Source organism: Arthrobacter saudimassiliensis (assembly GCF_059090665.1).
The window spans coordinates 331,773-355,856 of the sequence record NZ_JBNHFX010000003.1 but is presented as its reverse complement, the minus strand read 5'-3'; the positions used below and the strand labels follow the sequence as shown (position 1 = coordinate 355,856).

Here is a 24,084-nt window from a genome sequence, read left to right as displayed (position 1 = left end):
AGGAAACCATGACCGAGAACATCCCCGCCGTGGACTGGGACGTGCTCCTGGAGCACGCCCGCGCCGCCCTGGCGCACGCCTACGTGCCCTACTCCAAGTACCCGGTCGGCGCCGCCGCCCTCACCGAGGACGGCCGGATCGTCTCCGGCTGCAACGTCGAGAACGCCTCCTACGGGCTGACGCTGTGCGCCGAATGCTCACTGATCAGCCAGCTCAACATGACCGGCGGCGGCCGTCTCGCCGCCTTCACCTGCGTTGACGGCGAAGGCGCCGTCCTGATGCCGTGCGGGCGCTGCCGCCAGCTGCTCTACGAATTCCGTGCCCCCGGAATGCAGCTGCTCACCGTCAGCGGCATCCGCAGCATGGACGAGGTCCTGCCCGACGCCTTCGGCCCCCAGCATCTGGAAGGAAACACCCCCGCATGAACCCCAAGGACTTTGACGCCGTCGACATCATCCGCACCAAGCGCGACGGCGGCACCCTGAGCCCCGAAGCCATCGACTGGACGATCGACGCGTACACCCGCGGCACCATCGCCGATGAGCAGATGGCGGCCCTGAACATGGCGATCCTGCTGCGCGGCATGGACCGCGCCGAAATCTCCCGCTGGACGGCCGCCATGATCGCCTCCGGGGAGCGGATGGACTTCTCCTCGCTGGGCAAGCCCACCGCCGACAAGCACTCCACCGGCGGCGTGGGGGACAAGATCACCCTGCCGCTGGCACCGCTGGTCGCCGTCTTCGGCGTCGCCGTTCCGCAGCTCTCCGGCCGCGGCCTCGGCCACACCGGCGGCACCCTGGACAAGCTCGAGGCCATCCCCGGCTGGCGGGCCGCCCTCTCCAACGATGAGCTGATGCGCCAGCTGGCCGACGTCGGCGCCGTGATCTGCGCGGCCGGAGCCGGACTCGCCCCCGCCGACAAGAAGCTCTACGCCCTGCGCGACGTGACCGGCACCGTCGAGGCCATCCCGCTGATCGCCTCGTCGATCATGAGCAAGAAGATCGCCGAAGGCACCGACTCGCTGGTGCTGGACGTCAAGGTCGGCTCCGGCGCCTTCATGAAGGACGAGGCGAAGGCCCGCGAGCTCGCTGAAACCATGGTGGCGCTGGGTACCGACGCCGGCGTGCGCACCGTGGCGCTGCTGACCGACATGTCCACTCCGCTGGGCCTGACCGCCGGCAACGCGATCGAGGTCGAGGAGTCCGTGGAGGTCCTGGCCGGCGGCGGGCCGGAGGACGTCGTCGAGCTCACCGTCCGCCTGGCCGAGGAAATGCTGGCCGCCGCCGGGCGGCCGGACGCCGACCCGGCAGCGGCGCTGAAGGACGGCCGGGCCATGGACGTCTGGCGGCGGATGATCGCTGCCCAGGGCGGGGACCCGGACGCGAAGCTGCCTGTGGCAAAGGAATCCGAGACCATCTACGCCCCCGCAGACGGCGTCCTGGTGGAACTCGATGCCCTCGCGGTGGGCGTCGCGGCCTGGCGCCTGGGCGCCGGGCGGGCCCGCAAGGAGGACGCGGTGCAGGCCGGTGCCGGCGTGCGGATGCACGCCAAGCCCGGCGCCGTCGTCCGGGCGGGGGAGCCGCTGATGACGCTCCTGACCGACACCCCCGAGAAGTTCGACCGCGCCAGGGAAGCGCTGGCCGAGGCCGTCACCATCGCTCCGGAGGGCGCGCGCAGCGGCCGCCGGCTGGTCATCGACCGCATCTCTTAGCCGGGACCGGCGGCATCCACGCGGTGTGGTTTCCGCGGATTTCCACACTCCGGAAATTCGCGGAAACCAAACGGATGCCGGCGTCGTTGGACGAGTCAGACCCCCAGCACTAGGAGCGCCGCCCCATTGGACGTCCTGAACGCCTTGATGGACAGCATCAACACCTTCGTCCTTACCCATGCCGGCCAGCCGTGGGTGTACGCGGTGCTCTTCGCCGGGTGCCTCATCGACGGGTTCTTCCCGCCGGTGCCCAGCGAGTCACTGGTGGTGGGCCTGGCCGCACTGGTCTACGCCGCGGACGGGCCGAACGCCTGGGCGATCTTCGGCGTCGCGGCCGCCGGGGCGTTCCTGGGCGACAACCTGGCCTACGCCATCGGCCGCGGCATCGGCACCGACCGCTGGCGCTGGATGCGCAGCCCGCGCATGCAGCGCGGCATCGTCTGGGCCCGGAGGGAGCTGGACCGCCGGGCCGTATCGCTGATCCTGGTGGCGCGCTTCATCCCCATCGGCCGGGTCGTCGTGAACCTGGGCGCGGGGGCCACCCGCTATCCGCGGACCTGGTTCATTCCCCTCACCGGCTTCTCCGCCCTTGCCTGGGCCGGGTACAGCACGGCCATCGGCGTCCTGGCCGGGGCGTGGTTCAAGGACAACCAGCTGCTTGGCGTGGTGGTGGCCGTCGCGGTGGCCCTGGTCCTGGGGGTGCTGATCGACAAGCTGATCAGCAGGCTGCGCGGCACCACGCCGATGCACCGGCCCGACCCCGGGGAGGACGGGGCCGGGCAGGCCGAGGAGGCCGCCGAGAGCTCCGGCGCGGACGGACGCGGGCGGTAGGGGCGCTCCCGTAGAGTGGAGCTGTGACTGAGCCTCTTACCTCCGAAAACACCGCCTCCGCCGCCGGCCTGGACATCCGCTCGCTGCCGAAGGTGTCCCTGCACGACCATCTCGACGGCGGGCTGCGGCCGGCCACGATCATCGAGCTGGCCGCCGAAATCGGCCACGACCTTCCCTCCACCGATCCGGTGGCGCTCGGCCAGTGGTTCCGCGACTCCGCGGACTCCGGCTCCCTGGTGCGCTACCTCGAAACCTTCGACCACACCATCGCCGTGATGCAGACCCGCGAGGGCCTGATCCGCGTGGCCCGCGAGTTCGTCGAGGACCTGGCCGAGGACGGCGTCGTCTACGGTGAAGTCCGCTGGGCGCCCGAACAGCACCTGCGCGCCGGCCTGAGCCTGGACGAAGCGGTCGAGGCCGTGCAGGAAGGCCTGGAGCAGGGCGTGGAGGCGGCTGAGCAGCAGGGCCGGCTGATCCAGGTCGGGCAGCTGATCACCGCCATGCGGCACGCCGACCGGGCCATGGAGATCGCCGAACTGGCCGTCCGGCACCGCGACCGCGGCGTCGTCGGCTTCGACATTGCCGGCGCGGAGGACGGCTTCCCGCCCTCGCGCTTCCAGGACGCCTTCACCTACCTGGCCGAGCAGCAGTTCCCCGCCACCGTGCACGCCGGCGAGGCCGCCGGCGTCGAATCCATCGTCGACGCGCTCGTCCACGGCCGGGCGCTGCGCCTGGGCCACGGCGTGCGCATCGCCGAGGACATCGAGGTGGACTTCGACGACGAGGAGCTCACCGCCCAGGAGCAGAACGCCGACGTCGGCATGGTCACCCTGGGCCGGGTCGCCGCCTGGGTACGGGACCGCGGCATCGCCCTGGAGATCTGCCCTTCCTCGAACCTGCAGACCGGCGCCGTGTCGGCCTTCGGCGAGAGCATCTACGAGCACCCGATCGACCTGCTGTTCCAGACCGGATTTCAGGTCACGGTGAACACCGACAACCGCCTGATGAGCGGGGTCAGCCTCACCGACGAGTTCGAACTGCTGGTCGAGACCTTCGACTACGACCTCGACGACATCCTCGAACTGACCATGAACGCCGTCAACGCCGCGTTCCTGCCGCTGGAGGAGCGCGAGGTGCTCGCCGCGTACATCACCGAAGGGTTCACCGCTGCCCGCGGCTGAGCCGGCCGGCGGCGGCCTGGGCGGGCGCTTCGAGCGCCTCGCCCAGGTCATCGCCGATCTGCGCACGCACTGCCCGTGGACCCGGCAGCTGGACCACCGGTCGCTGCTGGAGTACCTCGTCGAGGAAGCCTACGAGGTGGTCGAACAGGTCGAATCCGGCGCGACCGGCAGGGAAGACGCGGCGGGGTTCCGCAGCGAACTCGGTGACGTGCTGCTGCAGGTCCTGCTGCACGCCCGCATCCAGGAGGAGGCCGGGCACTTCGGCGTCGGGGACGTGGTGGACGCGCTCACGGAGAAGATGATCCGCCGCAACCCGCACGTCTTCACACCCGACGGCGCCGTCCGCGGCGGCATCCCGCAGGACCCGGCGGAAATCGAACGGGCCTGGGACGCGGCCAAACGCACCGAGGCACCCGGGCGGAACGTCTTCGACGGCGTCCCGGCCTCGCTGCCGGCCCTGCTGCTGGCGGCAAAGGTGCAGTCCCGGGCCCGCCGTGCCGGCGTGCCGGTGCCTACACGGGGCCGGCCGGGACCGGCGGAGGGCGAGGCGGCCTCCACCCCGGAGAAGCCCGCCGGCGCGGGCCGCTGGGCGGACGAGGACCAGCTGGGCGAGGACCTGTTCGAAATGGTCCGCCGGGCCGGGGAGCAGGGGCTGGACGCCGAGGCGGCCCTGCGGTCGGCGGTCCGCCGCTTCACCGCCGGCGCGGGCGGGAACAGCCGGCCGCTGCCTGGGGATGGAGCCTCGGGCCACGGGGACCCAATGGCGTAAAGGGAGCTTACGGGGTGGGCTGCGTCAACTAGGCTGGGAGCAGACAGCGTGGTCCCTGACATAGGACCGGCGCTGGTGCCATTCCAAGTTCCAACGACAGGAGCATTTCCATGGCCATCATCGATGCCATCCACGCCCGCGAGATCCTTGATTCCCGTGGCAACCCCACGGTCGAGGTCGAGGTGCTGCTCGACGACGACACCTTCGGCCGCGCCGCTGTTCCCTCCGGCGCCTCCACAGGCGCCTTCGAAGCCAACGAGCGCCGCGACGGCGAGAAGAACCGCTACCAGGGCAAGGGCGTGCTGCAGGCCGTGGAGGCCGTGATCGAGCAGATCCAGCCCGCCCTGCTGGGCTTCGATGCCGCCGATCAGCGCGCCATCGACCAGGCCATGCTGGACCTGGACGGCACCGACAACAAGTCCAGCCTCGGCGCCAACGCCATCCTCGGCGTGTCCCTGGCCGTGGCCCGCGCCGCCGCCGAGTCCGCTGCCCTGCCGCTGTACCGCTACCTGGGCGGCCCGAACGCCCACATCCTGCCGGTGCCGCTGATGAACATCCTCAACGGCGGCTCGCACGCCGACTCCGACGTCGACATCCAGGAGTTCATGATCGTTCCCCTGGGAGCGGCCACCTACTCCGAGGCGCTGCGCTGGGGCGTCGAGGTCTACCACAACCTCAAGAGCGTCCTGAAGGAACAGGGCCTGTCCACCGGCCTGGGCGACGAGGGCGGCTTCGCCCCGAACCTGCCCTCCAACCGGGCGGCCCTGGACCTGATCCTCGAGGCTATCCGCCGGGCCGGCTACGAGCCGGGCCGCGACATCGCGCTGGCCCTGGACGTGGCCAGCTCCGAGTTCTACAAGGACGGCTCCTACGTCTTCGAGGGCACCAACCGCTCCGCCGAGGAGATGAGCGCCTACTACGAGGAGCTCGTGCGCGACTACCCGCTGGTCTCCATCGAGGATCCGCTGGACGAAGAGGACTGGGACGGCTGGCAGGCCCTGACCGCCCGCCTGGGCGACAAGGTCCAGCTGGTGGGCGATGACCTGTTCGTCACCAACCCGGCCCGCCTGGCGACCGGCATCAAGAACAACGCCGCCAACTCGCTGCTCGTGAAGGTCAACCAGATCGGCACCCTGTCCGAGACCCTGGACGCGATCACGATGGCCCAGCGCGCCGGGTACACGACGATCACCTCGCACCGTTCCGGTGAAACCGAGGACACCACGATCGCCGACATCTGCGTCGCGACCAACGCCGGCCAGATCAAGACCGGTGCACCGGCCCGCTCCGAGCGCGTGGCCAAGTACAACCAGCTGCTGCGCATCGAGGAGGAGCTGGACGACTCGGCGCGCTACGCCGGGCGCAGCGCCTTCCCGCGTTTCTCGGCCTAGCGCACCGGGGCCGCCGGGTACCCTCGAAGGGAGGGCACCCGGCGGCCTTTTGCGTATTCGCCGCACCTCCCGCCGGCCGGCAGGCGGCCGACGGCCCAGCGCAGAGGAGTTCCATGTCCACCCGACGGCCCAAAGTGCCCCGGCAGCCGGCGGCAGCTGCGTCCCACCGGCCGGAAGCTGACGCGCCGTCCCGCCCGGAGGCTCCCGCAGCTTCCGGTGCCCGGTCCGCCGGCGCCGCGGCGCATGTACCTGCGGCAGGCGCCGCGAAGGCCCGGGGGCCGCAGCAGGAAGGGACGGCGCCGGGCACGGCAAAGCGCAGCGGCCGTTCCCGCGGCACGGAAACACCCGCGGCCGGACGTGCAGCACGGAGCGAGGAACGTTCCCGCCGCAGGGCCGAAGCCAGGGCGGAGCTCGAGGGCGCCATCCGTACGGGCGTGGACGGAGCCGGGCAGAAGGCCCCCGCGGGCGGGGCAGCCGTGCAGGACAGCGACTTCCGGCCCGTTCCCGCCAAGGCCTTTTCCGGGCGGCTGCTGGCGCTGGGTCTGGTGATGCTGGCCATTACGGTGCTCCTGGCGCCATCGGTGCACACCTGGGCCCAGCAGCGCAGCGAGATCGCTGCCCTGGAAGCTGAGATCGCCGCCGCCCGGGCCGAACAGGAGGGCCTCGAACACCAGCTGGAGCGCTGGGAGGATCCTGCCTTCGTCCGGCAGCAGGCCCGGGACCGCATCTTCCTGGTCCTGCCGGGGGACCGCACCTACCTGGTCAAGGGCGAGGACGGGGTCCGGGCGGTGGAGCAGGACGCCGCAGCCCAGGAGGGCGCGGACCTGCAGTGGGTGGATCAACTCTGGGAGTCAGTCCGCCAATCAGCCACTGCTCCCGGACAGTAGCCCCGCGGAGGCTGTACACCCTGCCGCGGGACGGGCGGTCCCGGGGGAAGGCGCCCCGAGGCTCCGGGCGAAGTAATCTGGTAGCTGCGCCTTTTCGGCGCGCCCTGTTCCCACCCGGGCCGCCACGGCCCCCAGGAAGGATGCCCCGGCATGACCCGCAACCAGCGCACGCCCAGCCAGGAAGACCTGGAGACCCTGAGCAGGCAGCTCGGGCGACCGGTCCGCGACGTCGTCGAAATCGGTGCCCGCTGCGTCTGCGGCAATCCGCTGGTGGCCACCACGGCACCGCGGCTGGGCAACGGGATTCCCTTCCCGACGACCTTCTACCTCACCCACCCGGTCATCACCGCGGCCGTGTCACGGCTGGAGGCGGCAGGGTTGATGACCCGGATGACCGAGCGCCTCGAACAGGATGCCGAGCTCGCCGAGCGCTACCGTGCCGCCCACGAGCACTACCTGCAGATGCGCGACGACATCGGTGAGCGCTCCGGCACCGGGCCGGTGCCGGAGATCGCCGGCGTATCCGCCGGCGGCATGCCCAACCGGGTCAAGTGCCTCCACGTGCTGGTCGGACACTCGCTGGCCGCCGGCCGGGGAGTCAACCCGCTCGGCGACGAGGCGCTGGACGCGATCGCGGAATGGTGGACGCCCGAGCGCTGTTACTGTGACGGAGCCTGGGACACCGCAGGCGAGGCGCCCTCCCGCGACCTGAGCCGGCATACCCGCACCCAGGGCCTGACCGCCGAGGAGATCGAGGCCAAGCGGGCCGCCCGCCGCTCCGCCAGGCCTGCCGGCACCGACCCGAACAACGAGGGGGAGAACATGGACGCGTCGAACAGCACCATCCGGGTGGCCGCAGTGGACTGCGGCACCAACTCGATCCGCCTGCTGATTGCCGACGTGGACCCCGCCGCCGGCACGCTCACCGACGTCGTGCGCCAAATGCGGGTGGTGCGCCTGGGGCAGGACGTCGATGCCACCGGACGCCTCGCCCCCGAAGCCCTCGAGCGCACCTTCGCGGCCACCGAGGACTACGCGGCGATGATCCGCGAGCACGGGGCGGAGCGGATCCGCTTCGTCGCCACCTCGGCCAGCCGCGACGCGGAGAACCGCAGTGAGTTCGTGGACGGCATCCGGGCCTGGCTCGGCGTCGAGCCCGAGGTGATCAGCGGCGACGAGGAAGCGTCGCTGTCCTTCGCCGGAGCGGCCAGCGTGTTCGGTGACACCGGGCCCGCCCGGACCCTGGTCGTCGACCTCGGCGGCGGCAGCACCGAGTTCGTCCTCGGCACCGCCGACGGCGTCACCGCCGCCCGCAGCACGGACATGGGCTGCGTGCGCTACACCGAGCGCTACCTGCGGTCCAACCCGCCCACGGAGGCGGAGATCGCCGCCGCCCGGGCCGACGTCCTGGACCAGATTGCCCAGACGCTGGAGACCGTGCCGCTGGCCGACGCCGACCGGCTGGTCGGCGTGGCGGGCACCATCACCACCGTCACCGCCCATGCCCTGCAGCTGCCGGGGTACGAGCCGGCCCGGATCAACGGCGCCGAGCTCGCCGTCGACCAGGTCACCGCCGCCGCGCAGGACCTGCTGGCGATGGACCGCGAAGGCCGCGCCGCCCTGCCGTACATGCATCCCGGACGCGTCGACGTGATCGGCGCCGGCGCGCTGATCTGGGCCACCATCGTGGACCGGGTGCACGAACTCACCGACGGGCGGGTGGCGACGGCGGTGGCCAGCGAGCATGACATCCTCGACGGCATTGCCCTGAGCGCCGCCCGGTGACGCCCGGCATGGCGAAGGATCCGCACCCGCCCGCCGGACGCAGGGGCGGAAGCGCCGTCCGCCCGGTCCGGGCCGCCGCGGTGCTGGCCGCCGTCCTGCTGCTGCCGCTGCTGCAGGCACCGGCGGCGCAGGCGGACGAGTGGCGGGACCGGCAGTACTGGCTGGCCGACTACGGCATCACGGAGGCGTGGAAGACATCCCGCGGGGAAGGGGTCAAGGTCGCCGTCATCGACACCGGCATCGACTCCAGCCACCCCGATCTCGCCGGCGCCGTGACGGCCGGCACCGACGTCTCCGGCGCCGGTGCACCCGACGGGACCTCCAGCCTCGGGCCGAACCGCGCACACGGCACCCTGGTGGCCACCCTCCTGGCGGGCCGGGGCCATGTGGGGGAGGACAGCGAGGAACCGAAGGACGGCAAACCCAACCCCGACGGCGTCATCGGCGTCGCCCCGGCGGCCGAGCTGCTCTCCGTCTCGGCCTGGATCGGCGGATCGAACCCCGGCGGCATACCCATCGAGGAGCAGATACCGCAGGCCGTGCGCTGGGCAGTGGACAGCGGCGCCAAGGTGATCAACATGTCCCTGGGCAGCACCAGCACCGCCTGGCCCGAAAGCTGGGACGACGCCTTCCTCTACGCCGAACAGAACGACGTCGTGATCGTGGCCGCCGCGGGCAACCGCGGCGGCGGCATCACCCAGGTGGGCGCTCCGGCGACCATTCCGGGCGTGCTGACCGTCGCCGGCCTGGACCGCGGGGGCGAAGCCAGCGTGGACTCCTCGGCTCAGGGCATCAGCATTGCCGTGGCCGCCCCGGCGGAGGAGCTCATCGGCGGGATGCCCGAGGGTGCCGCCCGCTACGCACGGTGGAGCGGATCCAGCGCCGCGGCGCCCATCGTCGCCGGCGTCGCGGCCCTCATCCGCTCGGCCTACCCCGAGCTGAGCGCCGCCGATGTCATCAACCGGATCATCACCACCGCCGAGGACCGCGGGGATCCGGGCCTGGATCCGATCTACGGCTACGGCGTCCTGGACGCCGCAGCCGCGGTGGGCCCGGGCCTGCCGGGCGCGGCCGTGAATCCGCTGGGTACCATCGAAGAGTGGATCCGCATCCACCGCCGCGGCAGCAGCCCGGACGACGCCGCGGTACCGCCTCCGGTGGGCGAGCCCGCGCCGGACATCCCCTCCGCCGCGGCACCCGAGCCGAAGACCTCCGGACTGGAATCCGAGGCGCTCCCCGCCGTGCTGGTACTGGGGTTCGGCGCCCTGACGGCAGGCATCGCGGCGGCCGGAGCGGTCCGCATCCGCCGGGTACGCCGGGGTGGAGGCGAAGCGCCGGAGACCCTGCCCGGAGCAGGCCCGGACGGCGGCGGCAGCTGACCGCCGGGCGGCACGAAAAGCAGCGCCGGGACGGCGCCGACACAGCTCGTGAAGCTTTTCACAAATAGCGTTAGGATTGGACTCATGGCATCGAACACCCAGTTCTCTGATCGCCCGCGGATCCTTGTGGTCGGCGGCGGATACGTTGGTCTCTACGTGGCCAAGAACCTCCAGAAGAAGGTCAAGGCCCAGGGCGGCATTGTCACGGTAGTGGATCCGCTGCCGTACATGACCTACCAGCCCTTCCTGCCCGAGGTGGCAGCCGGCACCATCGAGGCCCGCCACGCCGTGGTCTCGCACCGGATGCACCTGAAGGACACCGAGCTGATCGCAGGCAAGGTCACCGGCGTTGACCACGCCGCGCGTACCGCCACGGTCGAGCCGGCCGACGGCAGCCCGTCCTTCCAGCTGCCCTACACCGACGTCGTGATGGCAGCGGGCTCGATCACCCGCACCTTCCCGATTCCGGGCCTGGCGGAGAGCGGCATCGGCCTGAAGACCATCGAGGAAGCCCTCTCGCTGCGCAACAAGATCCTCGAGCGGATCGAAACCGCCTCCCTGATGGAGGACGAAGCCGCCCGGAAGCGCGCGCTGACCTTCGTCGTCGTCGGCGGCGGCTTTGCCGGCATCGAAACCCTCACCGAGATCGAGGACATGGCCCGCGCCGCCGTCCGCGAGAACGACCGCCTCAAGCGCGAGGACCTGCGCTTCGTCATGATCGAGGCCATGGGCCGAGTGATGCCCGAGGTGACCCAGGAACAGGCCGAGTGGGTTGTCTCCAACATGCGCTCCCGCGGCATCGAGGTGCTGCTGAACACCTCCCTCGCCTCCGCCGAGAACGGTGAGCTGAAGCTCATCAACATGGCCGACAAGTCCCCGGCCGGCGAGTTCGCCACCGACACCCTGATCTGGACCGCCGGCGTGCAGGCCAACCCCATGGTCCGCGCCACCGACTTCCCGATCGATGACCGCGGCCGCGTGCGTGCCAACGCCGAGCTGCGCATCACCAGCGACGACGGCCCCCTCGAGGGCGCCTGGGCCGCCGGCGACGTCGCGGCCGTGCCGGATCTCACCGGCGGCGGCGTGGGCGGCTTCTGCGTGCCCAACGCCCAGCACGCCGTCCGCCAGGCCAAGCTGCTGGCCAAGAACATCTACGCCGCACGCTTCGGCGAGGGCACCGTGAAGGAATACCGCCACGAGAACCTCGGTGCGGTGGCCGGCATGGGCCAGTACAAGGGCGTGGCCAACCTTAAGCCGTTCGGCAAGGCCATCGGCCTGAAGGGCTTCCCGGCCTGGCTGGCCCACCGCGGCTACCACGGCCTGGCCATGCCGATGTACGAGCGCAAGGCCCGGGTCATCTCCGGCTGGCTGCTGAACGTGGCCTTCGGCCGCGACCTCACCCAGCTGCTGCACCTGAAGACCCCGCGCGCGGCGTTCGAAGCGGCGGCGACTCCGGCGAAGAAGCCCGCCGAAAAGAAGTAACGGCCCCGGCCGGGTGGTGACGGCGGCGGTCCCTTCGGGGGCCGCCGCCGTTGCCGTTTCCAGCCCCGCTTTTCCCCGGTCCGCAGCCGTACATTAGGCTGGACTGATGTCCGGCAGATGCCCGGGCTGCACGCCCCAGTAGCCCAATTGGCAGAGGCATCGGACTTAAAATCCGCGTGTTGTGGGTTCGAGTCCCACCTGGGGTACCCCTGAGCCGTGGCTGCCTTCGGGCCGCCCTGGCCGCCCTTCCGGGCCCGTCCGCCGCGGCCCTGTCCGTGGCGCGCGCCCTGTGACCGCGCCCTTCGCGCCCCGTCCTCCGCCATTGCGCAAGTTGCTGATGTGACGAGCGTTACAAGGATGTAACCGGAAACTCTTATGTTGGACACGAGATTCCATTAGCTTTCTTCTCACTCAGGCATTACAGCTGGGCCTTCGCCTGCAGGCGGGCCTTTGATCGGGGAGAGAAACACCTATGACTGCACCAAACACTGGCGCACGCCTTGGCCGGGGCCAGGCCAGGGCCGCCAAGCTCGCAGCACTCGGGCTCGGTTTCGTGATGTTCGCCACCGCCTGCAGCGGCGGCGGTGATTCCGAGTCCGGCGCGACCAACAGCGCCGACGGCGGCAACACGGCGGAGGCCGCCTCGCTGACCTGCCCCACGGGGGAAGGCACCGAAGGCTCGGAGCCGGAAGGGTCCGGCGACGCGTCGGCGGTGCCCGCCTCCACCGGCACCACGGAAACGCCGCTGAAGATCGGCTCGCTGCTTCCCGTCACGGGATCGCTGGCCTACCTCGGCCCGCCGGAAATCGCGGGCGTCAAGCTCGCCGTCCAGCACATCAACGAGGCAGGCGGTGTCCTGGGCCAGGACGTCGAAGCGGTGTACCGGGATTCGGGCGACACCACCACCGACATCGCCACCCAGTCCGTCAATGACCTGCTCGGCCAGGGTGTCAGCGCCGTCGTCGGCGCGGCGTCGTCGGGCGTGTCCAAGCTGGTGATCGGCCAGATCACCGGAGCAGGCGTCATCCAGATTTCGCCGGCCAACACCTCGCCGGACTTCACCACGTGGGACGACGGCGGCCTGTACTGGCGCACCGCTCCCTCGGACGTGCTGCAGGGCACCACCCTGGGCAACTACATCATGGAGTGCGGCGCGCAGACCGTCGGCATGATCGTCCTGAACGACGCCTACGGTACGGGCCTGCAGGCCAACGTCACCGAGGCGGTGGAGGCAGCCGGCGGACAGGTGGTCATCTCCGAGATGTTCAACGAGGGCGACTCCCAGTTCAGCAGCCAGGTCGACGCCGTCGTCGGCGCCGATCCCGACGCGATCGTGGTGATCAGCTTCGACCAGGCGAAGAGCATCGTCCCGCTGCTGACCGCCAAGGGCGTGGACCCGTCCCAGCTGTTCTTCGTGGACGGCAACACCTCCGACTACAGCGAGGACCTCGAGGCCGGCACGCTGGAGGGAGCCCAGGGCACCATCCCGGGCCCGTTCGCCTCGCAGTCCTTCAAGGATGAGCTGCTTGCCATCGATCCGGCCCTGAAGGACTGGGCGTACTCCGGTGAGAGCTACGACGCCGTGACGCTGGTTGCCCTGGCCTCCGAGGCCGCCGGCAGCACCGACGGCAAGGCCATTGCCGCGGAGCTGCAGGGCGTGTCGGCCGACGGCGAGAAGTGCTCCGACTTCGCCAGCTGCGTGACGATCCTGCGTGAAGGCGGAGACATCGACTACGACGGCTACTCCGGCCCGGTCACCTTCGACGAGAACGGTGACCCGACCGAGGCGTACATCGGCATCTACCGCTTCGATGCGGACAACGTTCCGCAGCCGAGCCAGGCCGAAGTGGGCAGCCTGAACTAAGCAGCCTGCAGCCGGCTGCGGCTGCAGGAGGAGGACCGGCCCCGCCTGGGTCCGGTCCTCCCGCATGTCCGGTCCGGCCCGCCGGCCGGGCAGCACCGGCGGCCGCGTGGCGCGTCTCATGCCGGTTTTTGGCTGATCCGGGGACACAGCCGCGCTGCTGCTGGGTATGCTGTCGCCATGCTCAAGCGATTCGCCGTGCGTGCCGCGGCCGCCGCCGTCGCCCTGGCTGCACTGGTCGCCGGACTTGCCGCCTCGTTCTGCTACCTTGCGTTCTTCTTCCTGCAGTCGGCCCTCGCCGAAGTGGCCGACGTCGGCGGGGACGATCCGGAGCTTTCCCTGGGCGTGCTGCTCGGCCTGTTCATGGGCCCCTCGCTGCTGGTGGGCGGGCTGGTGGCTGCCTTCATCGGGGCGCGCCGCAGCCGCCGGGCCCTGCTGTCCCGCCGCGGACGGAAGCTCGATGCCGCGGCCCGAAGCCACGCCTGGCGGATGCTCCAGGCCCGCCGCGAGGACCTGATGGTGCGCTGGTCCCGGTATGAGACCGACGTCGCGCTGATGATCGACTACCCCGTGATGACCGACTACAGCGACCCCGTGATCCGGGAGGTGCTGAAATCGATGCAGGCAGTCCGGGCGGCGGAGGCCGAGGTCGACGAAAGCCGCGACCCGGCCCGCTCCTCCCTTCGTGCAGCCGTGGACCGGTTCGAGGTGGCGTTCCTGGCCGCCGAACGCCATGCCCGCAGGCTCGGCCAGTCGAAGCTCACTCCGCAGGAGCGCAGCCGGCTCTCGGCGGCACGCACGGCGCTGAACATCATCCTGGACCCCGGGGCCCCTCCATCGGAGGTCGAAGCCGCCCACCGGAGCCTGCGCAGCAGCCTCCGCGGCATCCTCGACCTCCCGCCGCAGGTGATCGCCGGGCTGGAAGCCCGGGCCCGGCCGGCGCGCCCGGCCGCTCACCCGCAGACGCCCGCTCACCCGCAGACGCCCGCGGAGCCACAGACGAGCGCGCAGCCGCAGGCGGCCCACCTGTCCTAGCGGGCCGGAGCCGACTTACGTGCAGGAGCAGCGAAGCGCCCCTCCCTTCCCCTGAAGGAAAGGAGGGGCGCTTCGCCCGCGGGGTGCCGGAGGTCAGACGGCGTCGGCCAGGGTGCCGAGGTAAAGCTGAATGACCTTGGGATCCTTCATCAGTTCACGGCCGGTGCCGGTGTAGGCGTCCCGGCCCTGGTCCAGCACGTAGGCGCGGTCGCAGATCTGCAGGCAGCGCCGTGCGTTCTGCTCGACCATGATGACGCTGACGCCGGCACGGTTGATTTCATGCACCCTGAGGAAGGTCTCGTCCTGCTTGACGGGGGAGAGGCCCGCACTGGGCTCATCGAGCAGCAGCACGGCCGGCTCCATCATCAGGGCCCGTCCCATGGCCACCATCTGGCGCTCGCCGCCGGAGAGGGACCCGGCCCGCTGGGCCCGGCGCTTGGCCAGCTCCGGAAACAGCTCGGTGACGAAGTCGAACCGCTCCCGGAACCGTTTGGGGCGCTGGTACATGCCCATCTGCAGGTTCTCCTCGATCGTGAGCGAGGGGAAGACGTTGTTGGTCTGCGGCACGAACCCCACCCCGCGGCTCACCAGCTTGTTGGCCTTCAGTCCGGTCAGGTCCTGGCCGCGCACGGTGACGGTGCCCGAATGGACCTTGACCAGCCCGAACATCGCTTTGAGCAGGGTCGACTTCCCGGCCCCGTTGGGTCCGATGATGCCGATCAGCTCGCCCCGCCGGGCCTCGATGCTGCAGCCGTTGAGGATGTTCACGCCCGGCAGGTAGCCGGCCACGAGGTCGGTGACGGTGACGACGGCGTCGCCCTCGAAGTCCTGGGCGGTCATGGCTTCTCCTTGCGTTCGTCGATGCGCCGGCCGACGATGCCGTCCGGCTCCTCACCGATCACGGACTCGGGGTCGTGCTCGAGTTCCTCCTCGAGCTTCTCGAAGCCCTTGGAATCGCCCAGGTCGACGTCGTGGTGGGCGCCGAGGTAGGCGTCGATGACCGCGGGATCCTTCATCACCTCGGCCGGCGGGCCCTCGGCCACCACCTTTCCCTCCGCCATGACGATCACCCAGTCCGCGATGTGCCGGACCATGTGCATGTCGTGCTCCACGAAGAGCACCGTCATGCCGTCGGCCTTCAGGTTTCGGATGTGGTCGAGCAGGGACTGCGTCAGGGCGGGGTTCACGCCTGCCATCGGCTCGTCGAGCATGACCAGCTTGGGGCGGACCATCAGGGCGCGGGCCATCTCCAGCAGCTTCCGCTGCCCGCCTGAAAGGGACGCGGCGTAATCGGTGCGCTTGGTGTCGAGTTTGAACCGGGCCAGCAGTTCATCCGCCTGCTCAGTGATTTCCTGCTCCCGCCGCTTCCACAGCGGCGGCAGCAGGGCCCGCCGCAGGGCCTCGCCCGGCTGCTGCGACGCGCCCAGGCGCATGTTCTCCAGCACGGTCAGCTTGCCCATCACCTTGGTCAGCTGGAACGTGCGCACCATGCCCAGCCGCGCCACTTTGTAGGCCGGCACACCGGCCAGGTCCTGCCCCTCGAACGTCCACGTCCCGGACTGCGGCGTGTCGAATCCGGTGAGCAGGTTGAACAGGGTGGTCTTGCCGGCCCCGTTGGGTCCGATCAGGGCGGTGATCTTGTTCCGCGGGATCTCCACATGCCCGACGTCGACCGCTTTGATGCCGCCGAACGCCCGGGTCACGTCGCTGGCGACCAGGATGGGATCGCGCTTGCGGCAGCCGGGGCCGGGCTGTTCGGCGATGGGCCGCGTGTCGGTCATGTGGTCGAGGGCGGACGGCGCGTCGGCTGCGTGGGCTCCGGCCGGCCCCTGGCCTGCCGGTTCTGCTGCATGGCTCATGCGAACGAGAGCTCCTTCTTGTTCCCGAGGATGCCCTGGGGCCGGTAGATCATCAGCAGCATCAGGGCCACGCCGACCAGGATGTAGCGCAGCTGGCCGGCCTGGACGGTGCTGATGAAGGTGACGGCGCCGGATTCGACGGCGCCGTAGATCAGGCTCTGGGTCAGCGAGAGCACGGCCCAGAACACCATGGCCCCCAGCACGGGTCCCAGGACCGTGGACATGCCGCCCAGCAGGAGCGCCGTGTAGAGGAAGAATGTCAGTTCCGTGCCGTAGTTTGCCGGCTGGACCGCACCCCGCTGCAGGGTGAAGATGATGCCGGCCAGTGAGCCCAGGAGGCCGCCGATGATCAGGGCCTGCATCTTGTAGGCGTAGACGTTCTTGCCCAGGGCGCGGACGGCGTTCTCATCCTCCCGGATGCCCTTGACCACCCGCCCCCAGGGGCTGCGGATCAGCATCCACACCACCAGGCAGGCCGCGGCGACGACGATCCAGGCGATGATGCGGATCCACAGGTCCCGCTCGTTCCAGGTGAACAGGACCAGGTCGTAGCTGCCGGCCGGGATGGGGTTGAGGGCGTAGAACCCGCCCTCGAAGGCGGCCAGGCCGTTGGCGGAGCCGGTGACTGCGGTGAGCCCGTTGGTGGTGACGACGTAGCGGACGATTTCCGCGGCGGCGATGGTGACGATGGCCAGGTAGTCGGCGCGCAGGCGCAGCGTCGGCAGGCCGAGCACGACGGCGAACGCGACCGAGGCGATGAGCGCCACCAGCAGCGCCACCGGCAGCGGCGCACCGAAGGTCAGGACGGAGATGGCGAAGCCGTAGGCGCCGACGGCCATGAAGCCCGCCTGGCCGAAGTTCAGCAGGCCGGTGTAGCCGAAGTGCACCGCCAGCCCGAGGGCCGCGAGTGCGTATGCGGCGGTGGTGGGGCTGATCATTTCCCCCAGCGCGTTGATCAGGATGTTGCCGATGTCCATGCCGAAGCCCCTAACCTATGCGCTCGCGGCGGCCCAGGATGCCCTGCGGCCGGACGAGGAGGACGAGAATCATGATGACCAGCGCGCCTACGTATTTTAGGTCCGCTTCCAGCCAAAGGGTGGAGATCTCCACGAAAAGCCCGACGATCACCGATCCGATGAGCGCCCCGAAGACCGTGCCCAGGCCGCCGAGGGTGACGCCGGCGAAGATCAGCAGGAGGATCTGCTGGCCCATGTTGAACGAAACCCCGGGACGGTAGTACGCCCACAGGATGCCGCCCAGCGCCGCGAGGGCGCCGCCGGTGGTCCAGACGATCCGGATCACCCTGTCGACGTCGATGCCCGACGCCGCCGCCAGCGGGGGATTGTCCGCCACCGCCCGGGTGGCCTTGCCGATCCTGGTGCGCAGCAGCAGCATCGCCACGACCAGGATCACCACCAGGCTGACCCCCAGCGAGACCAGGCTGTTGCGGGAGATCGACACCGGACCGAAGTTCAGGATGGGGCTCTGTGCCCCGGGCAGCTGCTGCGTGCCGCCGCCGAAAAAGAACAGGATGATGTACCGGGCCGCCAGTGCCAGGCCGATGCTGACGATCATCATCGGCACCAGGCCGCTGCCGCGGCGGCGCAGCGGTTTCCAGAGCCCGGCGTCCTGCCCCCAGCCCGCGGCGGCGCCTCCGACGACGGCGAGGGGGATGGCCACCCAGGTGGGCATTCCCGCGGAGTAGAAGGCAAAGGCCAGCACCGCCCCGAGGGTGACCATCTCGCCGTGTGCGAAGTTCGTCAGCCCGGTGGTGCCGAAGATCAGCGACAGGCCGACGGCGCTCAGCGCCAGCAGCAGCCCGAAGCTCAGGCCCGCCACGGCCCGTTCGGCCAGCACGGTGGCGAAGCTGTCCTGCTGCACCACGATGCCCTCGCCCAGCAGGAAGAGGGTGGTGATGTTCGAGGTGCCGGTGAAGGCGACGTCGCGCGGATTCTCCTGGCCCTCGGCCAGGGCGACGCCGTCCGGCAGCGTGGATTCGTCCACGGCCACCTCCCAGGTGCTCTGCTCCGGGACCCCGATGGACCAGGAGCCGTTCTCCGAGGTGAAGGTCTCCGCCTCGTATCCGTTGCCGACGGCGGTGATCCGCACGTCCGGCACCGGTGCGCCGGCGTTGCGGAGGACTCCGCTGATGCGGTTCTGGAAGTCCGCGCCGTCGGTCGCGCCCGGGCTGGCCGACGCCTCCGGTGCGGGCGTGCCGGGCGGAGTGGTGGTGGCCTGCGCGGGCAGGGAGCCGAACAGCAGTGCGGCCCAGATGCCGATCACCGCTGCCAGCACCCCGGTCATCCGGGCTGGCGCCGAAGTAGTTCCCAAGACTGAAACCTCCACGCGGGGGTTCGGGCGCCGGATAGGCGCAGTGGCGTGACGCATGTGATGCATGTCACGGAGTGAGGAACATGCTAACCGTGGTTTGTTTCCGTCGGGGCGCGATTATGTTGACGGCGGGTCGCGAAACGATAACGACTTGGTGCATGCCGTGCGGGAGCAAGGGTGGACGGGCCCGGCACGCGGGGGTGAAGCCGAATCGTTATACGCAGGCGCCCGGCTGCGGGAATCCCGGAGTCCGCCTGTCCGTTGGGATTGGTAGGCTTCTGAAAACAGCCCCCCGACGATGGAGGACAGACCCACATGGCACTTGGCGGCAACCCAGTATTCAACGGAAAGAACTTCCGTTCCCAGACCGGCGGTGCAGCCATGGCTGAACACCCGGCAGCCCCCGCGGCCGCCGGACAGTACATGAGCCCGCAGCAGCTGCAGGAAATGTATACGGCGCCGTCGGCCGGCCCGGCGCAGACCGGCCGGATGACCTACGACGACGTCATCATGAAGACGCTGGCCTGCCTGGCCGTCGTGGTGGCCGGCGCGGCCGTCGCGCTCGCCGTCGCACCGGGACTGGCGACGGGCCTGATGATCATCGGCGCCCTGGGCGGTTTCGTCCTGGGCCTGGTCAACTCCTTCAAGCGCGAGCCGGTGCCCGGCCTGATCCTCGCCTACGCCGGCCTCGAGGGCCTGTTCCTGGGCGGCATCACCCGCGTCATCGACAGCTACGCCCCGGGCGTGGGCCTGCAGGCCGTGCTCGGCACCCTGGCCGTCTTCGGCGTCAGCCTCGCCCTGTTCAAGAGCGGCAAGGTCCGCGCCACCCCGAAGGCCATGCGGTTCTTCCTGATCGCCATGGTCGGGTACGCGGTGTTCTCGCTGCTCAACCTGGGGCTCATGCTCTTCGGCGCCACCGACAGCGCCTGGGGCCTGCGCACCGACGTGACCATCATGGGCATTCCGCTGGGCGTGCTCGTGGGCCTGCTGGCCATCGGCCTGGCGGCGTTCTCCCTGATTGTGGACTTCACCTCCATCGAGGCGGGCGTGCGCAACGGCGCTCCGCAGCGCTACTCCTGGTCCGCGGCCTTCGGCCTGACCGTGACCCTGGTCTGGCTCTACGTTGAGATCCTGCGCCTGCTGGCCATCCTGCGCGGCGGCGACGAGTAAGGCAGCGCAGCTCAAAAACCCAAGGCGGGGGCCGCGGACCATGTCCGCGGCCCCCGCCTTTTGCGTTTCACTCTGGCCCCGTGCCGAGGCCTGCGCCTACAGTCGTGCATTCCCGCCGCTGCCGGACCTTCCGGGCCGCATGGCAGCAGCGGGCACGGCGACCGCGGTCGGGGGACCGGCGCCGGGAGAGGACGGTCATGGCGGGGAACGGCACGGCCAGGGTCCCGGAACGTCTCCAGCAGCTGCTGCTGGACGCCGGGGGACTGGAGGACTTCCTTGCCGCCTTCGCCGCCTTCTGCGCCGATGAGCACGCCGGGCTGGGCGTGCACGAATGCGCCGTCACGCTCGAGCGGAGCCGGCGTCCGCGGCTATGGACCGGCAGCAGCGGGCGGGCGGACCGGATGGACGAGGCCGGGGTGGGGGAGGAGGGCCCCTGCAGCACGGTGCTGGACACCGGAGCGGAGGTCCTGGTCCGGGATCTGGGCAGCCACCGCCGGTACCGGGCGTACGGCGCCGCCGTGGCCGAAACCGGGCTGAGGTCGGCTGCAGCCCTCGCCCTGGTCCTGGAGCCCGGCAGCCGCGGAGCGCTGGCCTGCTACGCGGAGGACCCCGAGTCCTTCGGCACCGACAGCATGGGACTGCTGAGGCGCTTTACCGCCGCCGCCGCCCCCTCCCTTCGGCTCGCACTGCGCCTGGACGCCCAGCTCCACCGTGCGCGGAACCTGCAGGCGGCCCTGGAGTCACGCACCGTCGTGGACATAGCCGTCGGCATCATCATGGGGCAGAACAGCTGCAGCCAGGAGGCAGCGGTCCAGATCCTGCGCAACGTCTCCAACTCCCGCAACATCAAGGTCCGGGAGGTCGCGGCCGGGGTGGTTGCAGGCGTGAGCGCGCGGGTTCGCACCCATTTCGATGAATAGCCGGGGGTGCTGCGGGTAGGCTGGATCCATGTCCCAGATACACCCGGAAGGACAGCCGGCCACCGGCGAGCAGTTCACCCTTTCCCGGGGGGACTCCCACGCCGTGATTGCGGCCCTCGCGGGCGGGCTCCGAAGTTTTACGGTGGAGGGCGTCCAGCTGGTGGAGACCTACCCGGACGATTCAATCGCTCCCTCTGCCGCCGGAATCCTGCTCGCCCCATGGCCCAACCGCGTGGCCGATGCCCGGTGGACGCTCGGCGGCGAGGTCCAGCAGCTGGACATCACCGAACCGTCCCGCGGCCACGCCAGCCACGGGCTCCTGCGCAACACCGCCTACGGGCTGGTCCGGCAGACCCCGGAGTGCGTCGTCCTGCAGGCCGCCATCCATCCGCAGCACGGGTGGCCCTTCCACCTGCTGCACCGGGTGAGCTACTGCCTCGACGGAGCCGGCCTGAGAGTGCGCCAGGAACTGGTGAATCTCTCCGGCCGCAGCGCGCCGGCCGCCTTCGGCGCCCATCCCTTCCTGAGGCTGGGCGACACGCCCACGGAGGACCTGGAACTGACCGTGCCGGCCTCCGCGCGCCTGGAAACGGATGATCGGCTCATCCCCACCGGAGAGGTCCCGGTCGACGGCGGCCACGACCTGCGCCGCGGCCGGAGGGTGGGCGACATGCTCACGGACACTGCCTACACGCGGCTGACCGCAGAACAGGGCGAGTACCGGCATGTGCTCCGGGCCCCGGACGGGCGCAGCCTCACGCTGTGGACCGACCAGGCCTTCCCCTATGTCCATGTCTTCGTCACCGACCGGTTCCCGGGCCGGGCCCGTGCCGTCGCGATCGAGCCCATGACCGCCCCCGCCAATGCGCTGAACTCCGGCGAAGGCCTGCTGTGGCTCGACCCGGGGGCCTCCGTGGGCGGCGAATGGGGCATCAGGCCCGGCCGCTCCACCCGGTTCCCGTAACGGACCGGCGGTGAGAAGGCTATATGGAAAGATGAGGCCATGAGACCCCACGCACGACGGACCGCCGCACCCCGGGCTGTCCAGGCGGCGGCCGTGCGCTCCGCCCGCGCCGGCGACGACGTTCCCTACGCCCTTCGGATCAGCGCCTCCTGGGCCTGGCGGCTCGGCATCGTGCTGATCGTCGGCTCCGGGCTGATCTGGATCCTCAGCCAATTCACGCTGATCATCATTCCGCTGATGATCGCCGCCCTGCTGGCCGGGCTGCTGTCCCCGATCTCCGCCTGGCTGCAGCGCAACCGGGTGCCCGGCGGGCTCGCCGTGACCGTCACCATCGTGACCTTCCTCGGCCTGATAGTCGCCGCCCTGACCCTGGTGGGACGCCAGCTGGCGCTGGGATTCCGGAATCTCTGGGGCGAGCTGCTCACCGGCTTCGAGCAGATCCAGGACTGGCTGGCCAGCGGACCGCTGCAGGTTACGAGCGCGCAGATCCAGGACCTGCTGGACGAAGCCGCCACCACCCTGCAGAACAACTCAGCGAACATCCTCTCCGGCGCCCTGACCGTGGGCAGCAGCGCCGGCCACTTCGCCGCCGGTATCCTCCTGACCCTGTTCGCACTGATCTTCTTCCTGCTCGACGGGCGGCGGATCTGGCTGTTCACCGTCCAGCTGATGCCGCGGCGCGCCCGCCCGGCGGCCTACGGCGCAGGCGTGCGCGGCTGGACGTCGATGGTCAACTATGTGCGGGTGCAGATGGTCGTCGCCCTGATCGACGCCGTCGGCATCGGCGGCGGTGCCGCCCTCATCGGCGTTCCGCTGGCCCTGCCGCTGGCCGTGCTGGTCTTCCTCGGCGCCTTCGTGCCGCTGGTGGGAGCGTTCGTCACCGGCTTCGTGGCCGTGCTGCTGGCCCTGGTCGCCAACGGCTGGGTGAACGCGCTCATCATGCTGGGCATTGTGCTGCTGGTCCAGCAGGTGGAGTCGCACATCCTGCAGCCGCTGATCATGGGCCGTGCGGTGTCCCTCCACCCGCTGGCGGTGGTTGTCGCCGTCACCGGCGGCACGCTGGTCGCCGGCGTCGCCGGTGCGCTGTTCTCGGTGCCCCTGCTGGCGATCCTGAACGCCATGGTGCGCTACATTTCCGGCCGGGAATGGGAACACGACCCCGCCCTGGAGAAGGATCCGCTGTTCAACTCCGAGGCGGCGGGGCCACCCCCCGGGGCCGCGGAACCGGAAGACGATGACGAAGACGAGCCGGCGCACGGCGCCGGCGATGGAAAAAGAGAACTGACGTGACCGACCTGCCCCTGCTGCCCGTAACCATCGACGACGTCGAAGCCGCCGCCAAGCTGCTGGACGGCGTCATTGAACGCACCCCCATCGAGGCCTCCCGCGCCCTCGGACGGATGACCGGCGGCGAGGTGTTCTTCAAGTGCGAGAACCTGCAGCGGGCCGGGTCCTTCAAGGTCCGCGGCGCCTACGTGCGGATGGCGCGGCTCAGCGACGAGGAGAAGGCCAGGGGAGTGGTGGCGGCCTCCGCCGGCAACCACGCCCAGGGCGTGGCCGTGGCGGCCGCCCGGCTGGGCATCCATGCACGGATCTACATGCCGCTGGGCGTCGCGCTGCCGAAGCTCGCCGCGACCCGCGGGCACGGCGCCGAAGTGGTGCTGCACGGGCACAACGTCGACGAGGCCCTGGCCGAGGCCCAGCGGTTCGCCGATGAGACCGGCGCGGTCTTCGTGCACCCGTTCGACAACGTGGACATCATCGCCGGCCAGGGCACCATCGGACTGGAACTGCTCGAGCAGGTACCCCACCTGGACACCGTCCTGATGGGTGTCGGCGGCGGCGGGCTGCTCGCCGGCGTCGCCGTCGCCCTGCGGAACCGGGCCCGCGAGCTGGGCCGCGAGATCCGCATCATCGGAGTGCAGGCGGAGAACGCCGCGGCCTACCCGCCGTCCCTGGCCGCCGATGCGCTGGTGCCCCTGACCAAGGTCTCCACGATTGCCGACGGCATCGCCGTGGGCCGGCCCGGACAGCTGCCTTTCTCGATCATCCGCGAGCTGGTGGACGACGTGGTGACCGTCAGTGAGGATTCACTCGCCCGGGCGCTGATCTTCCTTCTGGAGCGGTCCAAGATGGTGGTCGAGCCGGCCGGCGCGGTGGGCGTGGCGGCCCTGCTGGACGGCCGGATCGAGAATCCCGGGACCACCGCCGTCGTGCTTTCCGGCGGCAACATCGACCCGATGCTGATGCTCAAGGTGATCCAGCGCGGCCTGGCCGCCGCTGGACGGTACCTGACGGTGCGGATGCTGCTGGATGACCGGCCCGGTTCCCTCGCCGCGATCTCCCGCATCATTGCCGAATCCGACGCCAACGTCACCGGCGTCGACCATACCCGGGTGGGCGGCTCGATCAGCATGGGAGACGTCGCCATCACCATCAACATGGAAACCAAGGGCGCCGAACACTGCGAGCAGGTGCTGAACAACCTGCGGGCGCAGGGGTTCCAGCCGATGGTCCTGGAAGGCTGA

The 24,084-nt window shown here is 70.4% G+C and carries 22 protein-coding genes, 1 tRNA gene and 1 pseudogene; 19 read left to right on the top strand and 5 right to left on the bottom strand.

All coding sequences use genetic code 11. The features are described from left to right. Nucleotides 1-8 precede the first annotated feature (8 nt). From AC5RV6_RS12840 to AC5RV6_RS12825, 4 genes are all read left to right on the top strand, one after another. Nucleotides 9-425, top strand: a complete 417-nt coding sequence (locus AC5RV6_RS12840) for a cytidine deaminase (protein WP_494007709.1) — start codon at nucleotides 9-11, stop codon at nucleotides 423-425. Then, entirely contained in the window at nucleotides 422-1,711 is a 1,290-nt protein-coding gene (locus AC5RV6_RS12835) for a thymidine phosphorylase (protein WP_494007708.1), read from the top strand. The genes AC5RV6_RS12840 and AC5RV6_RS12835 overlap by 4 nt, the downstream gene beginning before the upstream one ends. Before the next feature lie 147 nt (nucleotides 1,712-1,858). Then, the gene (locus AC5RV6_RS12830) at nucleotides 1,859-2,542 is read left to right on the top strand and encodes a DedA family protein (protein WP_494008090.1); all 684 of its coding nucleotides are present in this window, start codon (nucleotides 1,859-1,861) and stop codon (nucleotides 2,540-2,542) included. A gap of 23 nt (nucleotides 2,543-2,565) precedes the next feature. Then, complete coding sequence (locus AC5RV6_RS12825; RefSeq protein ID WP_494007707.1) at nucleotides 2,566-3,723, top strand: adenosine deaminase; 1,158 nt, start codon at nucleotides 2,566-2,568, stop codon at nucleotides 3,721-3,723. On the opposite strand, the gene AC5RV6_RS12820 is transcribed toward AC5RV6_RS12825, so the two are convergent. Further along, nucleotides 3,704-3,955, bottom strand: a complete 252-nt coding sequence (locus AC5RV6_RS12820) for a hypothetical protein (protein ID WP_494008108.1) — start codon at nucleotides 3,953-3,955, stop codon at nucleotides 3,704-3,706. The genes AC5RV6_RS12825 and AC5RV6_RS12820 overlap by 20 nt on opposite strands. Here AC5RV6_RS12820 and AC5RV6_RS12815 point away from each other — a divergent pair. From AC5RV6_RS12815 to AC5RV6_RS12770, 10 genes and pseudogenes are all read left to right on the top strand, one after another. Continuing rightward, a complete protein-coding gene (locus tag AC5RV6_RS12815; RefSeq protein WP_494007706.1) occupies nucleotides 3,860-4,492 on the top strand; it encodes a MazG nucleotide pyrophosphohydrolase domain-containing protein in 633 nt (210 codons plus the stop codon). The genes AC5RV6_RS12820 and AC5RV6_RS12815 overlap by 96 nt on opposite strands. 110 nt (nucleotides 4,493-4,602) lie before the next feature. Continuing rightward, nucleotides 4,603-5,883, top strand: coding sequence for a phosphopyruvate hydratase (gene eno / locus AC5RV6_RS12810; RefSeq protein WP_494007705.1), 1,281 nt, complete (start codon nucleotides 4,603-4,605; stop codon nucleotides 5,881-5,883). 113 nt (nucleotides 5,884-5,996) lie between these two features. Continuing rightward, complete coding sequence (locus AC5RV6_RS12805) at nucleotides 5,997-6,770, top strand: septum formation initiator family protein (protein WP_494007704.1); 774 nt, start codon at nucleotides 5,997-5,999, stop codon at nucleotides 6,768-6,770. 150 nt (nucleotides 6,771-6,920) lie between these two features. Further along, a pseudogene (locus AC5RV6_RS12800) lies at nucleotides 6,921-7,490 on the top strand (DUF501 domain-containing protein); the annotation flags it as partial. Between the two features lie 102 nt (nucleotides 7,491-7,592). Further along, the gene (locus tag AC5RV6_RS12795; RefSeq protein WP_494008089.1) at nucleotides 7,593-8,555 is read left to right on the top strand and encodes a Ppx/GppA phosphatase family protein; all 963 of its coding nucleotides are present in this window, start codon (nucleotides 7,593-7,595) and stop codon (nucleotides 8,553-8,555) included. A gap of 8 nt (nucleotides 8,556-8,563) precedes the next feature. Beyond that, nucleotides 8,564-9,934, top strand: coding sequence for a S8 family serine peptidase (locus AC5RV6_RS12790; protein WP_494007703.1), 1,371 nt, complete (start codon nucleotides 8,564-8,566; stop codon nucleotides 9,932-9,934). Between the two features lie 84 nt (nucleotides 9,935-10,018). Then, nucleotides 10,019-11,416 carry an NAD(P)/FAD-dependent oxidoreductase gene (locus tag AC5RV6_RS12785; RefSeq protein ID WP_494007702.1) on the top strand — a complete coding sequence of 466 codons (1,398 nt, stop codon included), beginning with the start codon at nucleotides 10,019-10,021 and terminating at the stop codon, nucleotides 11,414-11,416. A gap of 132 nt (nucleotides 11,417-11,548) precedes the next feature. Continuing rightward, nucleotides 11,549-11,622 (top strand) — tRNA-Leu (locus AC5RV6_RS12780). A 266-nt stretch (nucleotides 11,623-11,888) separates the two neighbouring features. After that, nucleotides 11,889-13,280 carry an ABC transporter substrate-binding protein gene (locus AC5RV6_RS12775; RefSeq protein WP_494007701.1) on the top strand — a complete coding sequence of 464 codons (1,392 nt, stop codon included), beginning with the start codon at nucleotides 11,889-11,891 and terminating at the stop codon, nucleotides 13,278-13,280. A gap of 177 nt (nucleotides 13,281-13,457) precedes the next feature. Next, nucleotides 13,458-14,312: a hypothetical protein gene (locus AC5RV6_RS12770; RefSeq protein ID WP_494007700.1), complete on the top strand. Its 855-nt coding sequence runs from the start codon at nucleotides 13,458-13,460 to the stop codon at nucleotides 14,310-14,312. A 93-nt stretch (nucleotides 14,313-14,405) separates the two neighbouring features. On the opposite strand, the gene AC5RV6_RS12765 is transcribed toward AC5RV6_RS12770, so the two are convergent. The 4 genes from AC5RV6_RS12765 to AC5RV6_RS12750 all read right to left on the bottom strand — a co-directional run bounded on the left by AC5RV6_RS12765 (nucleotide 14,406) and on the right by AC5RV6_RS12750 (nucleotide 18,475). Further along, a complete protein-coding gene (locus AC5RV6_RS12765; RefSeq protein WP_494007699.1) occupies nucleotides 14,406-15,152 on the bottom strand; it encodes an ABC transporter ATP-binding protein in 747 nt (248 codons plus the stop codon). Next, on the bottom strand, nucleotides 15,149-16,093 hold the full coding sequence (locus AC5RV6_RS12760) for an ABC transporter ATP-binding protein (RefSeq protein ID WP_494008088.1): 945 nt from the start codon (nucleotides 16,091-16,093) through the stop codon (nucleotides 15,149-15,151). Before AC5RV6_RS12760 ends, AC5RV6_RS12765 begins: the two co-directional genes overlap by 4 nt. A gap of 74 nt (nucleotides 16,094-16,167) precedes the next feature. Beyond that, on the bottom strand, nucleotides 16,168-17,148 hold the full coding sequence (locus tag AC5RV6_RS12755) for a branched-chain amino acid ABC transporter permease (RefSeq protein WP_494007698.1): 981 nt from the start codon (nucleotides 17,146-17,148) through the stop codon (nucleotides 16,168-16,170). Between the two features lie 10 nt (nucleotides 17,149-17,158). Continuing rightward, nucleotides 17,159-18,475 (bottom strand): branched-chain amino acid ABC transporter permease, encoded by a 1,317-nt coding sequence (locus AC5RV6_RS12750; protein ID WP_494008087.1) that lies wholly within the window; start codon nucleotides 18,473-18,475, stop codon nucleotides 17,159-17,161. 342 nt (nucleotides 18,476-18,817) lie between these two features. Between AC5RV6_RS12750 and AC5RV6_RS12745 the strand changes: the two genes are divergently transcribed. The 5 genes from AC5RV6_RS12745 to ilvA all read left to right on the top strand — a co-directional run bounded on the left by AC5RV6_RS12745 (nucleotide 18,818) and on the right by ilvA (nucleotide 24,084). Then, complete coding sequence (locus AC5RV6_RS12745; RefSeq protein ID WP_494007697.1) at nucleotides 18,818-19,672, top strand: Bax inhibitor-1/YccA family protein; 855 nt, start codon at nucleotides 18,818-18,820, stop codon at nucleotides 19,670-19,672. Between the two features lie 197 nt (nucleotides 19,673-19,869). Continuing rightward, a complete protein-coding gene (locus AC5RV6_RS12740) occupies nucleotides 19,870-20,592 on the top strand; it encodes a GAF and ANTAR domain-containing protein (RefSeq protein ID WP_494007696.1) in 723 nt (240 codons plus the stop codon). Nucleotides 20,593-20,620: 28 nt separating this feature from the next. Further along, entirely contained in the window at nucleotides 20,621-21,556 is a 936-nt protein-coding gene (locus AC5RV6_RS12735) for an aldose 1-epimerase family protein (protein WP_494007695.1), read from the top strand. Nucleotides 21,557-21,595: 39 nt separating this feature from the next. Further along, a complete protein-coding gene (locus tag AC5RV6_RS12730; RefSeq protein WP_494007694.1) occupies nucleotides 21,596-22,846 on the top strand; it encodes an AI-2E family transporter in 1,251 nt (416 codons plus the stop codon). After that, nucleotides 22,843-24,084, top strand: a complete 1,242-nt coding sequence (ilvA, locus tag AC5RV6_RS12725; protein ID WP_494007693.1) for a threonine ammonia-lyase — start codon at nucleotides 22,843-22,845, stop codon at nucleotides 24,082-24,084. Before AC5RV6_RS12730 ends, ilvA begins: the two co-directional genes overlap by 4 nt.

Coding starts and splice junctions, on each gene's coding strand:
- AC5RV6_RS12730 (WP_494007694.1), top strand. CDS start 21,596: ATGAGACCCCACGCACGACGGACCGCCGCACCCCGGGCTGTCCAGGCG.
- AC5RV6_RS12745 (WP_494007697.1), top strand. CDS start 18,818: ATGGCACTTGGCGGCAACCCAGTATTCAACGGAAAGAACTTCCGTTCC.
- AC5RV6_RS12805 (WP_494007704.1), top strand. CDS start 5,997: ATGTCCACCCGACGGCCCAAAGTGCCCCGGCAGCCGGCGGCAGCTGCG.
- AC5RV6_RS12835 (WP_494007708.1), top strand. CDS start 422: ATGAACCCCAAGGACTTTGACGCCGTCGACATCATCCGCACCAAGCGC.
- AC5RV6_RS12770 (WP_494007700.1), top strand. CDS start 13,458: ATGCTCAAGCGATTCGCCGTGCGTGCCGCGGCCGCCGCCGTCGCCCTG.
- eno (WP_494007705.1), top strand. CDS start 4,603: ATGGCCATCATCGATGCCATCCACGCCCGCGAGATCCTTGATTCCCGT.
- AC5RV6_RS12735 (WP_494007695.1), top strand. CDS start 20,621: ATGTCCCAGATACACCCGGAAGGACAGCCGGCCACCGGCGAGCAGTTC.
- AC5RV6_RS12785 (WP_494007702.1), top strand. CDS start 10,019: ATGGCATCGAACACCCAGTTCTCTGATCGCCCGCGGATCCTTGTGGTC.
- AC5RV6_RS12840 (WP_494007709.1), top strand. CDS start 9: ATGACCGAGAACATCCCCGCCGTGGACTGGGACGTGCTCCTGGAGCAC.
- AC5RV6_RS12755 (WP_494007698.1), bottom strand. CDS start 17,148: ATGGACATCGGCAACATCCTGATCAACGCGCTGGGGGAAATGATCAGC.
- AC5RV6_RS12790 (WP_494007703.1), top strand. CDS start 8,564: ATGGCGAAGGATCCGCACCCGCCCGCCGGACGCAGGGGCGGAAGCGCC.
- AC5RV6_RS12795 (WP_494008089.1), top strand. CDS start 7,593: ATGGACGCGTCGAACAGCACCATCCGGGTGGCCGCAGTGGACTGCGGC.
- AC5RV6_RS12740 (WP_494007696.1), top strand. CDS start 19,870: ATGGCGGGGAACGGCACGGCCAGGGTCCCGGAACGTCTCCAGCAGCTG.
- AC5RV6_RS12760 (WP_494008088.1), bottom strand. CDS start 16,093: ATGACCGACACGCGGCCCATCGCCGAACAGCCCGGCCCCGGCTGCCGC.
- AC5RV6_RS12750 (WP_494008087.1), bottom strand. CDS start 18,475: ATGACCGGGGTGCTGGCAGCGGTGATCGGCATCTGGGCCGCACTGCTG.
- AC5RV6_RS12830 (WP_494008090.1), top strand. CDS start 1,859: ATGGACAGCATCAACACCTTCGTCCTTACCCATGCCGGCCAGCCGTGG.
- AC5RV6_RS12765 (WP_494007699.1), bottom strand. CDS start 15,152: ATGACCGCCCAGGACTTCGAGGGCGACGCCGTCGTCACCGTCACCGAC.
- AC5RV6_RS12775 (WP_494007701.1), top strand. CDS start 11,889: ATGACTGCACCAAACACTGGCGCACGCCTTGGCCGGGGCCAGGCCAGG.